The sequence below is a fragment of the Streptomyces tailanensis genome (assembly GCF_008386495.1).
GTDB classification, from domain to species: Bacteria; Actinomycetota; Actinomycetes; order Streptomycetales; family Streptomycetaceae; genus Streptomyces; species Streptomyces tailanensis.
Window position 1 is genome coordinate 1 of record NZ_VTHJ01000033.1, and the last position, 13541, is coordinate 13541.

A 13541-nucleotide genomic window follows, 5' to 3' on the forward strand; every position below is an offset into this window, starting at 1 on the left:
TTCGCGTTTCCCTTTCCGGCGGTTCCGACTCTATCAGATCCTTTCGGGCCTGATTCCCAGTCAGCGGGTGCTGTCTTCACGGCTGTTGGGCCGTTCCGACGTTCCAAACCTTAGCGGATCTGCTCGGCAGTTCCCAATCGGGGCTGCCGAACCCAAATCGAATTGAATTCGGGCACGCCGAATTCATCCCGGCTGGGAGATCGTGCTGGTTGGTTTGGGTGCCGCTTGAGCGGCGGAGGTGCTGCCGCAGAACCGTTACGGCTCCGTGGCAACCCGAAGAACTTTACGGATCAGAGGATGGACTGTCAAGCCTCCCCCGGGTGGCCCGCCGGCAAACCTCGGGCGCCGCCGGAAGCACGACCTCAGTCGAGGTCGCTTAGCCGTCCGCCGGCGTCCGGCTGGGCGTGCTCGACGCGTCGTAGGAGCCGGGTCAGGACCTCGCCCAGGAGGGTGCGCTCGAGGGGAGAGAGGTCCTGGAGGAGGTCCTCCTCGAAGACCGAGGCGAGGCGCATGGCCTCCAGCCACTTCTCGCGGCCCTCGGGGGTGAGCTCCACGATGACGCGTACCCGGTTGGTCTCGTCGCGCTCCCTGGTGACCAGGCCCTCGGCGACCATGCGGTCGATGCGGTGGGTCATGGCGGCCGGGGTGAGGCCGAGCCGCTTGGCGAGTTCGCTCGGGCCCATGCGGTACGGGGCGCCGGAGAGGACGAGGGCCTTGAGGACCTCCCACTCGGCGTTGCTGATGCCGAGGGCCGAGGTCTGGCGGCCGTAGGCGACGTTCATCCGGCGGTTGAGGCGGGAGAGGGCCGAGACGATCTTCTCGACCTGGGGGTCGAGGTCCTGGAACTCGCGCTGGTAGGCGGCGATCTGTTCTTCGAGTGTCGGCTCGGCGGTGCCGTGGCAGCCCGGGGTGTCGCCCATGACCGAAGTATCGCATGAGGCCGCTTGGCATCGAAGTCCTTCACGATGTAGTCTTTAGCTTCGAACTTTAACTTCGAAGTCTTCACTCCTAACTACTGAGAGAGGTGAACGTGACCAGGGCGAGGGGCGCGGCGATGTGTCGGATCCATGTGGGCAACGCGCTCAGCGCGTTCGGGCTCGGCTTCACCGTCCCCTATCTGTATGTCTATGTGGCGCAGGTGCGGGGGCTCGGTGCTGTGACGGCGGGGCTCGTGCTCGCCGTCTTCGCCGTGGCCGCGCTGGTGGTGCTGCCGTTCGCCGGGCGGGCCATCGTCCGGCGTGGTCCGCTTCCGGTGCTGCTCGCCGCCCTGGTCACCGCCGCCGTCGGGGCGCTCTGCCTGGGGCTCGCGGGGAGCGCGACGGCCGTACTGCTGTCGGCGGTCGCACTCGGTGCCGGGCAGGCCGTGATGCAGCCGGCGCTCGCGACGATGATCGTCGACTGCTCGGGTGCGGAGACCCGGTCGCGGGCCTTCGCCGTGCAGTTCTTTCTGCAGAACCTCGGGCTGGGCGTCGGCGGGCTCATAGGCGGCCACCTCGTCGATGCCACGCGCGCGGGCTCCTTCACGCTGCTGTTCTCGATCGAGGCGGCGATGTTCCTGCTGCTGGTCGGGGTGATGGCGACCATACGGATGCCGCACGCGCCGAGCATCGAGGGTGCGTCGGCGGAGTCGGCGAAGGGCAGCTGGAAGCAGTTGCTCGGCAACCGGGCCATGGTGCAGTTGTGTGTGCTGGGGTTCGTGCTGTTCTTCGCCTGCTACGGGCAGTTCGAGTCGGGGCTCAGTGCGTACGGGGTCGAGGCCGCCGGGATATCCACGTCCACGCTCGGGTCGGCGTTGGCCGCCAACACCGCGGTGATCGTGGTCGCGCAGTTCGCCGTGCTGCGGTTCGTGGAGCGGCGTCGGCGGTCGCGGGTGATAGCCGCCGTCGGGCTGATCTGGGCCGTCGCGTGGGGTGTGGCCGGGTTCGCCGGGCTGGGGCGGACGAGCGAGGCCATGGCGGCCGCCGCCTTCGTCTCGACGTACGCCCTGTTCGGTCTCGGCGAGGCCATGCTGTCGCCGACCGTCGCTCCCTTGGTGGCCGATCTGGCGCCGACGGGGATGGCGGGCCAGTACAACTCGGCGTTCGCCCTGGTGAAGCAGCTCGCGCTGGCGGTGGGGCCGGCGGTGGGCGGGCCGATGGGGGCCACGCTGCACGCGCCGTACATCGTGACGTTCCTGCTTTTCTCCCTGGGCATCTCGCTGCTGGCGATACGTCTCGGGCGTCGGCTCACCGTCGCACAGGACCAGCCGTCGCTCGCGAGGAGCCTGGTTGTCGCGCGGGGTGGGGCGTCTGCGGAGCCGGTGGCGGCGCAGGCCTGACGCGCCGGTCTTCCTGCCGGCGGCACGGGGTCAGGCTGTTCGTGCCTCGGTTACGCGGAGTTTGTGGGCGGAGTGGATGGCGGCGAGAAGTGCGGCGAGGTAGATCGCCGCGGCGAGTACGCCCAGCTGCCACCACGGGACGCTCAGGACGAAGCCGGAGATCCGGGCGGCGAGGACCACGCTCGGGATCACGGCGATCGCCAGGCCGAGCAGGGTGCTCACCGCGATGAGGGCACCGTGCTGGCAGAGCAGTACCTGGCGTGCCCAGCGCGGTGGGATGCCCACGGCGATCAGCCGGGCGAGACAGCGGCGCAGGATGCGGGTCTGGCTGCGGGTGGCGGCCAGTACGGCGCCGAGGGCCAGGAACACCAGGCCCACGGCAGTGGCCAGGAGCGCGGCCGGGGGCACCGGGTCGTCGGGCTCCCTATGGATCAGGACGGCTCCGGCGTCCATGCCGGCGTTGATGACGGCCTGTTGCAGGGCCCGGGCCTTGCTGTCGGGGACGCCGGTGACCATGACCGGGCCGTATGTCTGGATCGGCAGTTCGAGTGCGGTCGCGGTCGCGCGCAGCATGATGCCGTCGGAGCCGGTCCGCCATTAGGCCGGATCCACGTCCACGACGGCGGCGGGCAGGCGGTCGGTGCGGCCGAGGGCCTTGTCGCCCTCGCGGACGACGAGACGGAGGTGGGTGTTTGTGCCGGTGGGGGTGTCGGAGACGTGGGACCAGACCAGTAGACCGCCGTCGCGGAGCACGGAGGTCTGGGGGAGGTCGAGCCGATGGCCGATCAGTCGTTCGATGTCCTGTGGGGTTTCGGCGGCGAGCAGGCTGCCGTCGTCGCCTTCCCGGCTGACCATCCGGGGGTTGTCGAGGTCGCCGGACATCAGGTAGCGCGCTTCCATGCGGGGCAGGTCGTCGAGGGCGCCGGAGGCGTCGGCTGTGCGCAGCAGCGTCTTGCTGGGCGGGGAGGTGTCGCTGTCGTGGCCGGCCAGCAGGAGCTGTCCTGGGAGAACCGCGGGGTACGACTGCTTCTCGGCGGTGCGGATCAGGGTGTCCAGGAGGGTGACGTAGCCCAGGGAGGCACCGAACAGCACGGTCAGGACGGCGAGTGCGGCGCAGGCTCTGCTGCGGTCGGCGGCCAGTTGGCGGCGGACCAGGCGTCGGCGGGGTCCGCCCTCCGGCAGGAGTCTGAGCAGGCCGGAGAAGACCTCGGGGATGATCAGCAGTACAGCGGCGATCACGATGCCGGTCAGGACCATGGCCTGGGCGGGTGAGTCGACCCAGGTGGCGTGGACGACCGTGGCGCACCAGGCGGCGACGGCCAGCAGTTGCCGGGCGTCGCGTGCGAGGCGGGTCAGGCGGCCGGCCGAGCGGTCGGCGCGGGGTGCGCTGTCGTCGGGTTGCAGCCGGTCGGATCCGTCGCGGCGGGTGCGGGCGAGCACCGCTCCGGCGGCCAGGCCGGTGACAAGAACGACGCCGAGCAGGCGCAGCGCGGGTGTGGCGAGGTCGCCGAGCGGGCCCGCGGGGCGTTCGCGCAGGTGGGAGATGAGCAGGCGGGCGCCGATGCCCACGGCGACGCCGGCCACGGCTCCGCAGACCGCTGCGGCCAGCGACCAGGCCAGCGCGGCGAGGGCCGGGCCGGCCGCCGCCGTGGTACGGGAGACGCCCACGGACATCAACGAGGCCGTGGTGCGCCTGAAGCGGCGGCCGTTCAGCCCGTAGACCAGCACAACGGCGGCTGTGGGCACCAGGAGGGAGGGGACGGTGTAGCCGGCCGGGGTCTTCTCGATCCAGGTCTTCTGCGGGCGTGCCGTCAGCTGGTCCCTGGTGACCAGGGTGGCCGCGACGGCGTCCCGCCCGTTCTGCCGCAGGGCGGCTGCTTCCTCGCTGTCGTCCCGGCCCTCGGCCCAGGTGCGCGCCGCGGCGGTGAAGGCGTCGACGACCTCCTGCTGCCGCTCGACCGACCACATCACGTCCATCTGCGCGGCCAGTACCGGGAAGCCGCAGGCCTCCAGGGGCAGCGCGACGTTCTCCGCGGCGGTGAACTCCTCGATCAGGTTGTGGTCCTGGAACACCACTCCGACGGTGCGCAGCCGCAGTTCGGCGCGCTGTGCCTCGTCGGCCGTGCTCACGTCGATGCCGCCGCCCCGGATCTCGCCGGAGTCGGCGATATCCAGGCCGGCGAGCAGGTTCAGCAGTGTCGACTTGCCGGAGCCGCTGGCGCCGTAGACACACACGAACTCGCCCGCCCGGGCGGTGAAGTCCACGTCGCGCGCGGCCCATACGGTCTCGGCCGCGGAGCGGTAGGCCTTGTTCACGCCGCTCGTCCGGACGAGCGGCGCACCAGCGGCTGCGGTCAACTCAGCATCCGTTCCTTGTACGCCAGGACGAGATCTCGTCGCTGTTCCAGGGGGCGACGTTGTCGTCGGTGTCGTTCCTGTGCATGTCCTGCTTGTCGCCGGAGCCGTTGGAGTGCTCGGCCATGCAACCGGTGTGGCTGGCGGAGCGGTTGGCCCACGAGTCCATCTCGTCGTTCCGGTCACCGCTCATGTTCGTCCACGTGGCGGAGCCGTGACCGCGTTCGCCGATCAACCAGCGGAAGTCGTTGTTGCCCCACATGCACATGTTGTTGGTGTTGCACTCGCTCAGGGCTACGTTCGCCACGCCGCCGGTGGTGAACAGGCTCGCACCCACGATCAGGCAGCCAGGGCTGTCCTGATTCTCATCGTTCCCCCTCGTGCTTGTGTTCCCTCGCCTTTCCTGTGAGAACCCTGTGACATCACCCGTCGCCGGTGGCACCCCCCGTCGAGGGGACCTCTGGCCTTCTCCCACCCGGTAGGGGAGTTGACAGGGAGGGGGAGTTCTCGTAGCGGCTGTAAGCGCTTGACCGGTGCATTGCCAAGTGTGAGGCTGCGGGCGGTAGTTGAAGTCTGAAAGCCGCTCTTGACCACAGCGCGCTTCTCATGACCGACCGGCCTGATCTGACGGGGGAACGGATGCTACGTGTCGCGTTGGTGGCTCCCATGCATTCCGCGCGTATCGCGGTGCGCACGGTGTTGGAGGAAGCACAGCAGTTCGGTGTCGTCGCCGAGGGCGCTCCGGGAACTCTGGCCGAGATCGTGCGCTGGTCACGGCCAGACGTTCTGGTGATCAGCCATGCGGCGGAGAGCGAGGCCCTGCACACATTGCTACGGCTGGACGGGCCCGGGAAGGCCGGAAAGCCCGCCAGTGTCGTACTGGCTGAGCAGCTCACCGGCCATGGCACACGCCAGCTGCTCCGGCAGGGTGCGAAGGGCATCCTGCGGCGCGGCACCGCCGGCGAGCATCTGCCGTGGGCGGTGACCGCCGTCGCGCAGGGCAGTCTGGCGCTGGATCCCTGTCTGACGGAGGCAATGAAGAGCGCCTACGTCAGGCCCACCCGACCGGACCAGGAACGTGCCCCTGCCGAGGCGCTGGTGGCCGCGCTCACCCCGCGTGAACGGGACGTCCTCGCGCTCGTCGGCGACGGCATGCCCCACCGGGAGATCGCCGACGCCCTCGACCTGAGCCCCGACACCGTCAAGGACCATCTCCGCCGCGTCTGCACCAAGCTGGGCGTGGAGACCCGCCTCCACGCGGCCCGCATCGCCTGGCACGCGGGGGTGGGCACACAGCACCGACCGGACCGGCAGGTTCCCGAACCGGCGTAGCGGCCCGCGGCAGGGCGGGACGAGGGGCGGCCGCTTTCAGGTCGTCCCTCGTGGCAGCGCGAACTCGCACCAGACCGACTTGCCGCCGCCGGGGGCTCGGCGGCTGCCCCAGTTGGAGGCGATGGTGGCGATGATGGAGATGCCGCGGCCGGACTCGTCGCCGGGTTCGGCGCGACGGCGGCGGGGGAGGTGGTCGTTGCCGTCGGTGACCTCGACGATGAGGCGGCGGTCGGTGCGGCGCAGGCGCAGGCGCATGGGTGGGGTGCCGTGCTGGAGGGAGTTGGCTACCAGCTCGCTTGCCGCCAGGACGCCCAGGTCGTGGAGTTCCGGGGGGAAACGCCAGCTGGTGAGGACGCCGGAGGCGAAGGCTCGGGCTCGGGGGGCCGCCTCCACGCCGCCCAGCAGTTCCAGGGCCGCGTTGCGGAAGAGTTCGCTGTCGGGGCCGGTGCGGGCGGGGTGCTGGAGGACAAGGACGGCGACGTCGTCGTCGTGGTCCGCCGTCACACCCGTGGAGCGGACCAGGCGGTCGCAGACGACCTGGGGGGCGCCCGTGGCGCCGGCCAGGGCTCGTTCCAGGGCCGCGATTCCCTCGTCCAGGTCCTCGTTGCGACGTTCCACCAGGCCGTCCGTGTAGAGGACCGCTGTCGAGCCGGGGCCGAGGGGGACCGAGCCCGAGGCGTGCATCCAGCCGCCTGTGCCGAGCGGGGGGCCTGTCGGTTCGTCGGCCCGCAGGACCATGCCGCTCTCGTCGCGGACGAGGATGGGGAGGTGGCCCGCGGAGGCATAGACCAGGCGGCCCTCGTTGGGGTCGTGGACGGCGTAGGCGCAGGTGGCGATCTGGTTGGCGTCGATCTCCGTGGCGAGGCCGTCCAGGAGTTGCAGGACCTCGTGCGGGGGCAGGTCCAGGCGGGCGTAGGCGCGGACGGCCGTACGGAGTTGGCCCATGACGGCGGCCGCTCGTACGCCTCTGCCCATGACGTCGCCGATGACGAGGGCCGTGCGGCCGCCGCCGAGGGTGATCACGTCGTACCAGTCGCCGCCGACGGCGGCCTCCGTGCCGCCGGGGTGGTAGACGGCGGCGATGCGCAGGTCGTCGGGCTGTTCGAGCTCCTGGGGGAGGAGGGAGCGCTGGAGGGTGACGGCGGTCTCGCGCTGGCTGCGCTCGCTGGCGCGCAGGCGCTCGGCGGCCTCGGCGTGGTCGGTGACGTCGGCGGCGAAGATGAGGACTCCGCCCTCGCCGGGCTTGGTGCCGCCCGCGCCCGGCACGTCGACCGGGGTGCAGGTGATCGTGTACGAGCGGCCGGTGGGGGCCTTGCGGGACTTGACTGTGCGGGGTTTGGCGCTGCGCAGGACCTGGTCGAGGAGCGGGAGCAGACCGAGGTCTTCCAGCTCGGGCAGGGCCTCGTGGGCGGGCTCTCCGAGGGGGCGTACGCCGAAGGCCGCGACGTAGGCGTCGTTGACGTAGGCGGTGCGGTGGTCGGGGCCGTGCACGAGGGCGACGAGGGCCGGGATGCGGTCGAGGATCTCGCGGGTCGGGAGATCGTCGACGGCGGGGACGGACGGGCCGCCGGGGACGGCGGAGACGGACGGCACGCTCGGCGTGTCGTCCGGTGGGTCGTCGGTCTGCCGTTCGGCGCGGGCCGCGGGCACGGAGCCTTCTCCCCGCCGGTCCGGGGTGACCGTGTGTTCGGTCCGCGCTGCGGCGCGGCGCTGCGTACCGGGGAGCCGGGCGCTCCAGCGCGTGAAGTTCACCGAATCCTTGCCTCGTGCCTCGTGTTGTTGTCTGTGGCCGGCTCCGGATCCGGCCGTGGGTCCGGGGGTTGCCCGGAATTCAGCGGTGGGGGCACCTGGTCGTGGGTCCTGCTTGTGGGTGCTGGTCGTGGGTGCTTCAGGTGATCCAAGGGCATGGATCGTCGTGGATCATGTCGCGGACCAGTGTGGCCGACCGGACCGACATTCGTCAGACGTCGGTCTGAACGGTGGAGTTCCTGGATCCGGTCAGGACGACCCCTTCGGGTCCTCAGGAGGCTTTCCACCGGCCGCCAGTTCGAACTCCGCACGGGGATGTTCGAGTGATCCGAGCGAGACGATCTCCCGTTTGAACAGGCCCGAGAGAATCCACTCGGCGAGGACGCGGGCCTTGCGGTTGAAGGTCGGCACCCTGCTCAGGTGGTAGACGCGGTGCATGAACCAGGCAGGGTAGCCCTTCAGCTTCCGGCCGTAGACGTGCGCGACCCCCTTGTGCAGGCCCAGGGAGGCGACCGAGCCGACGTACGCGTGGGAGTACGTCTCCAGCGGCTCGCCGCGCAGGGAGCGGACGATGTTGTCGCCGAGGGTCGTGGCCTGGCGTACGGCGTGCTGGGCGTTGGGGGCGGTCACCCTGCCCGGTTCGGAGGCGGTGACGTCGGGGACGGCGGCCGCGTCACCCGCCGCCCACGCGTGCGTGACGCCCTCCACGGTCAGCTCGGGGGTGCACTTCAGACGGCCGCGCTCGTTCAGCGGGAGGTCGGTGGCGGCGAGGATCGGGTGCGGTTTCACGCCGGCGGTCCAGACGACCGTACGGGTCGGGAAGCGGGCGCCGTCGCTGAGGACGGCGACGCGGTCCACGCACGATTCGAGGCGGGTGTGGAGGCGTACGTCGATGTTGCGGCGGCGCAGTTCGGTGACCGTGTAACGGCCCATCTCCTCGCCGACCTCCGGGAGGATGCGGTCGGATGCCTCCACGAGGATCCACTTCATGTCCTCGGGCTTGACGTTGTGGTAGTAGCGCGCGGTGTAGCGGGCCATGTCCTCCAGCTCGCCGAGCGCCTCCACCCCGGCGAAGCCGCCGCCGACGAAGACGAAGGTGAGGGCCGCGTCGCGGATCGCGGGGTCGCGGGTGGAGGAGGCGATGTCCATCTGCTCGATGACGTGGTTGCGCAGGCCGATGGCCTCTTCGACGCTCTTGAAGCCGATGCCGTGGTCGGCGAGGCCGGGGATCGGGAGCGTGCGCGAGATCGAGCCGGGGGCGAGGACGAGTTCGTCGTACGTCAGCTGCTCGGTCTCCCCGCCTTCCTCGGTGGCGAGGGTGGTGAGGGTCGCGGTGCGCTTGGCGTGGTTGATCGCGGTGGCCTCGCCGATGACGACCTTGCACTGGTCCAGGACGCGGCGCAGCGGGACGACCACGTGGCGGGGCGAGATGGAGCCCGCGGCGGCCTCCGGAAGGAAGGGTTGATACGTCATATAAGGGTCGGGCGACACGATGACGATCTCGATGTCGCCACGCGTCAGTTGTTGTTTGAGCTGCTTCTGCAGACGCAGCGCGGTGTACAGCCCGACGTAACCGCCGCCGACGATGAGGATGCGCATCGGTTCCTTCACCATCCCATGACGCACCTCTCTCGTTGGTTTGTCCACAGGCCCGGCAATTTGTGTGACCGGTCGCCTCGGGGGCGCGGGCTTGGCCGATTTACCGGCGCGTGGGGCAGATGCGCAGGTCAGATGGTGTGAGCCGGGTGGAAGGAGGGGGCGCAAACGGGACGTAACCGGCCCGTACTCCGATCGAGGGGCGCTCTGTGCGGAACCTGCCCCTTCTGAATTGACTCCCTCTCAACTATGTTCGTGTGTCGACGGGGTGTAAGGGGGATGCGTTCAAGAGGTTCGGTCGGGACCGGGATCCGGGTTCGGATGCCAGTTCAAATACCGATGCCGGGTTCGGTTACCGGGGGGGGTCCGCGACGGGCGGGCTCGGCTCGGGGACCGGCTCTCCGGCGAAGGGAATCGGAGACCACCGAGGACCTTGGACGCTCGTTCTTCCGCTCCGGCTTCCGATGACGGGGAGAGTCTCCGGGGGGAGACGTCATTACCGGGGGAACACGTATGCATATTCAAGACTCGCATTGGTCGTCCACCTCCGCCCTCGCACCGAGTGGTGCGATCGGCGCGGCGGGCGGCAACGGACGCGGGGACGGATCGCGGTCGACTCCGCTCCGCGTGGACGCACAGCGCAACCTCGAGCACGTGCTGCGCGCGGCGCGCGAGGTCTTCGGCGAGCTGGGATACGGCGCGCCGATGGAGGACGTCGCCCGGCGCGCCCGGGTAGGTGTCGGCACGGTGTACCGGCGCTTCCCGAGCAAGGACGTCCTGGTCCGGCGGATAGCCGAGGAGGAGACGTCCCGGCTCACCGAACAGGCCAGGGTCGCGCTCGGGCAGGAGGAGGACCCGTGGTCGGCGCTGTCGCGCTTCCTGCGGACCTCGGTGGCCTCGGGTGCCGGGCGGCTGCTGCCGCCGCAGGTGCTGCGGGTGGGGGTCGCGGAGGAGGAGGGCGACGGGACCGGCGGGGTCGTCGGTGGGATCGTCATGGATGAGGCGCGGGTGCCTCAGCAGCGGGCTCAGCCGGGGGCGGAGTTGCGGCTCGTGTCGACCGGTGCGGGTGCCTCCGGCGGTTCGGCCGGTTCGGGGGCTGCGTCCTCTACGCCGGTGGATGGTGCCGGGGCTTCTGCGCTGCTCGAGGTCGTGGGGCAGTTGGTGGAGCGGGCTCGGGCAGCGGGGGAGTTGCGGGCGGATGTGACCGTGGCGGATGTGTTGCTGGTGATCGCTACGGCTGCGCCCTCGTTGCCGGATGCGGCGCAGCAGGCTGCGGCGTCTGCGCGGTTGTTGGACATTTTGTTGGAGGGGCTTCGGTCTCGGCCGGCTTGATGCCACCAGGGGGTGGTGGGGGAGTTTTTCGCCCCCGCCGCCCCTACCCTCCCCCATCATCACCAGGGGCTGTGCCCCTTCGACCCCCCGCGCCTTCCAGCTCGGGGGGGTGTGTTGTGCGGCGGGTGCGGGTTTGTTGTGGTTGATCGCGCCCACGCGGCGGAGCCGCAAATCGACACAGCCCCGCGCCCCTGTCGGGGCGCGTCTTACCCGTATGGGTGAGCTCGCGTACTGGCTTCTTCGGTGAACCCTCGGACGAGTGGTGTGCCCCTGCTGCTGTGTCCTGGATCAAAGCCAACATGGCAGGCTGATCCGGTGTGATGAGTGTTTACGGGCGGGACGGGGCGGGGCAGTCGGCGTCGCGGGCGGTGGGGCGGCCGCAGGTTCCGGCGCAGCGGGATCGGTTCGGGTCGGGGGAGTCCGAGCGGGTGCCGTCCGATGCCGGTCTCATCGAGCGGATGCGGGCGGGCGAGGACGCGGCGTACGAGGAGTTGTACCGGCGTCATGCCGAGGCCGTGCGGCGGTATGCGCGGACCTGTTGCCGGGACGCCCATACCGCGGACGATCTGACGGCCGAGGTCTTCGCCCGGATGTTGCAGGCGGTACGGGGTGGCTCCGGGCCGGAGCATGCCGTACGGGCGTATCTGCTGACGTCGGTGCGGCGGGTCGCGGCGACGTGGACGAGTTCCGCCAAGCGGGAGCATCTGGTCGACGACTTCGCGGTGTTCGCGGCGCAGGCGGCTCGCGGGGCCGAGGTGTCGTCGGATGCGGACGTGCTCGACCTCGGCGCCGACGTACGGGCGATGCGCGGGGCCGAGCGGTCGATGGCGATGCAGGCCTTCCGGTCGTTGCCGGAGCGGTGGCAGGCCGTGCTGTGGCACACCGAGGTCGAGGACGAGTCGCCGAGCGAGGTCGCCACGCTCTTCGGACTCGACGCGAACGGGACCCGGGTGCTCGCCAGCCGGGCGCGCGAGGGGCTCAGAGAGGCGTACCTCCAGGCCCATGTGAGCGCCTCCCTCGCGGGCAACTCCGCGGAGTGCGGGCAGTTCACCGACCGGCTCGGCGCGTACGCCCGCGGCACTCTGCGCACACGGGCCGAGCGGGGGCTGCGCAAGCATCTGGAGGAGTGCGCGGCGTGCCGGCTGGCCGCCGGGCAGATCAAGGAAGTCGCCGGTGGGATTCCGGCTGTGGTGCCGATCGCGGTCATCGGGTGGTTCGGCGCCGCCGGGTACGCGAAGGCGGGCGCGATCGTCGCCGGTGGGGCGGGGGTCGGGGCCGCGGGTGCGGCTTCGGCGGCCGGTGGTGGCTCCGGCTCCGGTGACGCGGGGGCGGGCGGCGGGGCCGCGGCCGAGGGGCTCGGCGCGCCGGCGAAGGCCGGGATCGCGGTGAGTGTGGCCGGGATGGTCGCAGCGGCGGTGGCGCTCGCGCTGGCGGGCAACGAAGGGGAGCAGGAGGAACCGCTGGCCAAGCCGTCCGCCTCGCGGGCGGTCGAGGCCTTGCCGGGGCCCACCTCGCCATCGAAGTCGTCGGCGCCTGTGGAGGAGCCCGGGCCGGAAGCGGCCCCAGTAGTCGTGCCTGTCTCCGTGGCGTCGACGGCACCTACGCCTACGCCGTCCCCGGCTCCGGATGCCCCCGCGAAGTCGGCGCCCACACCGGCTCCGACCCCTACACCCACTCCTTCGCCGAACCGGCCCACGTCCACTCCGACGCCCACGCCCACCCCTCCCCCCGTCTACCAGAGGAACGAGCTCGAGTACGACCTCCTCGGCGATGGCACCGAGCCCGAGATGCGGCTCGACGAGGACAGTTGGGTCTGGCAGCGGTACGGGGTGTCGATCGCCGGGAAGAGTTACGCGCACGGGGTGACCGTGCACGGCCGCTCCTCCGTCACCGTCGACCTCAACCGCCGGTGCACCGCGTACGACGCGCTCGTCGGCGTCGACGACCTGACGCCGTCCGGCCTCGGCAAGGTCTCCTTCTCCGTCTACGGCGACGGGGGGCCGCTGTGGAAGTCCGGGCTCGTCCAAGGCGGGGACCCGGCGGTTCCGGTCCATGTGAACCTCGCCGGGCGGGAGACCGTACGGCTGGTCGTCGAACCGCACAGCCACCTCGACGTGGAGGCGCTGGCGGACTGGGCGGAGTCCCGGTTCACGTGTGAGTAGGGCTGTGGCGCCGGCGGGTCCGCAGGGCTTGCGTCAGGTCGTCGAGGGTGTAGGTCTGGGTGTAGGTCTTGCCGGTCGTGTGTTCCGCGTCGTAGCGGGTGCGGCCCAGGGCGGTGAGGGCGGCGGCCTCGGTGCGTTCGGCCTCGTGATGCTCGGGGGCGACCAGGGGCTGGAGGGCGGCGGGGGCGTCGGTAGGTGGGGTGTTGGTGTCCGCCCAGATCTCGTCGATGAGGGTGGGGGTGGGGACGGGGTGGTCGGGGCGGAGGGCCAGGGCGGTGAGGAGGGCGCGTACTTTGGGGCCGCCCAGGGGATGGTGGTGGCGTGGTCGTTCTCTGCTTGGGCTGTTCCGAGGATCGCGTACCGCACCGGGTCATTCTCGCCGTCGGGGCTGCGCATGGCGGGAGTTTCTCGCCCCCGCCGCCCCTCCCCGTCCCTCCCCCATCCAGGGGCTGCCGCCCCTTCGACCCCGCCCACCGACACGGGGCTCCGCCCCGGACCCCGCCAGGGGGCGCTGCGCCCCCTGGACCCCCGCTACGCCTGAGAGCTCGGGTGGTTGAGGCTGTGGGACGGGCGCGGGTGGTTCGTGGGTTGCTCGCGCAGTTCCCCGCGCCCCTTGAAAGCCTGGAGGCGCCCCGTGCTTTTGAGGGGTGCGGGGAACTGCGCGACCAGCCCCCACACCCCAGCTTGCCCCCCGCCCC

General features: G+C 71.0%; 10 protein-coding genes. 4 read left to right on the forward strand and 6 right to left on the reverse strand.

The window, feature by feature from the left end; genetic code table 11:
* Nucleotides 1-362: 362 nt before the first annotated feature.
* The gene (locus tag F3T56_RS25120; protein ID WP_149827645.1) at nucleotides 363-920 is read right to left on the reverse strand and encodes a MarR family winged helix-turn-helix transcriptional regulator; all 558 of its coding nucleotides are present in this window, start codon (nucleotides 918-920) and stop codon (nucleotides 363-365) included.
* A gap of 104 nt (nucleotides 921-1024) precedes the next feature.
* On the opposite strand from F3T56_RS25120, the gene F3T56_RS25125 reads away from it, so the two are divergent.
* Nucleotides 1025-2317 carry an MFS transporter gene (locus tag F3T56_RS25125; RefSeq protein WP_149827646.1) on the forward strand — a complete coding sequence of 431 codons (1293 nt, stop codon included), beginning with the start codon at nucleotides 1025-1027 and terminating at the stop codon, nucleotides 2315-2317.
* A 30-nt stretch (nucleotides 2318-2347) separates the two neighbouring features.
* Here F3T56_RS25125 and F3T56_RS25130 read toward each other — a convergent pair whose 3' ends face one another.
* From F3T56_RS25130 to F3T56_RS25140, 3 genes are read right to left on the reverse strand one after another with little or no spacing between them, the layout of a single operon-like run.
* Nucleotides 2348-2890 carry a hypothetical protein gene (locus tag F3T56_RS25130; RefSeq protein WP_149827647.1) on the reverse strand — a complete coding sequence of 181 codons (543 nt, stop codon included), beginning with the start codon at nucleotides 2888-2890 and terminating at the stop codon, nucleotides 2348-2350.
* Nucleotides 2891-2914: 24 nt separating this feature from the next.
* The gene (locus tag F3T56_RS47075; protein ID WP_216373006.1) at nucleotides 2915-4675 is read right to left on the reverse strand and encodes an ABC transporter ATP-binding protein; all 1761 of its coding nucleotides are present in this window, start codon (nucleotides 4673-4675) and stop codon (nucleotides 2915-2917) included.
* 1 nt (nucleotide 4676) lies between these two features.
* Nucleotides 4677-4979, reverse strand: coding sequence for a hypothetical protein (locus F3T56_RS25140; RefSeq protein ID WP_149827648.1), 303 nt, complete (start codon nucleotides 4977-4979; stop codon nucleotides 4677-4679).
* Nucleotides 4980-5338: 359 nt separating this feature from the next.
* Between F3T56_RS25140 and F3T56_RS25145 the strand changes: the two genes are divergently transcribed.
* Nucleotides 5339-6004, forward strand: a complete 666-nt coding sequence (locus F3T56_RS25145) for a response regulator transcription factor (RefSeq protein WP_172639125.1) — start codon at nucleotides 5339-5341, stop codon at nucleotides 6002-6004.
* 36 nt (nucleotides 6005-6040) lie between these two features.
* On the opposite strand, the gene F3T56_RS25150 is transcribed toward F3T56_RS25145, so the two are convergent.
* Complete coding sequence (locus F3T56_RS25150) at nucleotides 6041-7756, reverse strand: ATP-binding SpoIIE family protein phosphatase (protein ID WP_149827650.1); 1716 nt, start codon at nucleotides 7754-7756, stop codon at nucleotides 6041-6043.
* A gap of 246 nt (nucleotides 7757-8002) precedes the next feature.
* Nucleotides 8003-9367, reverse strand: coding sequence for an NAD(P)/FAD-dependent oxidoreductase (locus F3T56_RS25155; protein WP_149827651.1), 1365 nt, complete (start codon nucleotides 9365-9367; stop codon nucleotides 8003-8005).
* Between the two features lie 495 nt (nucleotides 9368-9862).
* Here F3T56_RS25155 and F3T56_RS25160 point away from each other — a divergent pair, with 495 nt between their 5' ends.
* Entirely contained in the window at nucleotides 9863-10681 is an 819-nt protein-coding gene (locus F3T56_RS25160) for a TetR/AcrR family transcriptional regulator (RefSeq protein WP_149827652.1), read from the forward strand.
* Nucleotides 10682-11001: 320 nt separating this feature from the next.
* Nucleotides 11002-12843, forward strand: a complete 1842-nt coding sequence (locus F3T56_RS25165) for a sigma-70 family RNA polymerase sigma factor (RefSeq protein ID WP_172639126.1) — start codon at nucleotides 11002-11004, stop codon at nucleotides 12841-12843.
* Nucleotides 12844-13541 lie beyond the last annotated feature (698 nt).

What these genes read in the sequence shown, in the direction of transcription:
- F3T56_RS25130 (WP_149827647.1), bottom strand. Translation starts at nt 2,890, where the DNA reads ATGCTGCGCGCGACCGCGACCGCACTCGAACTGCCGATCCAGACATAC.
- F3T56_RS25120 (WP_149827645.1), bottom strand. Translation starts at nt 920, where the DNA reads ATGGGCGACACCCCGGGCTGCCACGGCACCGCCGAGCCGACACTCGAA.
- F3T56_RS25145 (WP_172639125.1), top strand. Translation starts at nt 5,339, where the DNA reads ATGCATTCCGCGCGTATCGCGGTGCGCACGGTGTTGGAGGAAGCACAG.
- F3T56_RS25160 (WP_149827652.1), top strand. Translation starts at nt 9,863, where the DNA reads ATGCATATTCAAGACTCGCATTGGTCGTCCACCTCCGCCCTCGCACCG.
- F3T56_RS25165 (WP_172639126.1), top strand. Translation starts at nt 11,002, where the DNA reads ATGAGTGTTTACGGGCGGGACGGGGCGGGGCAGTCGGCGTCGCGGGCG.
- F3T56_RS25155 (WP_149827651.1), bottom strand. Translation starts at nt 9,367, where the DNA reads ATGGTGAAGGAACCGATGCGCATCCTCATCGTCGGCGGCGGTTACGTC.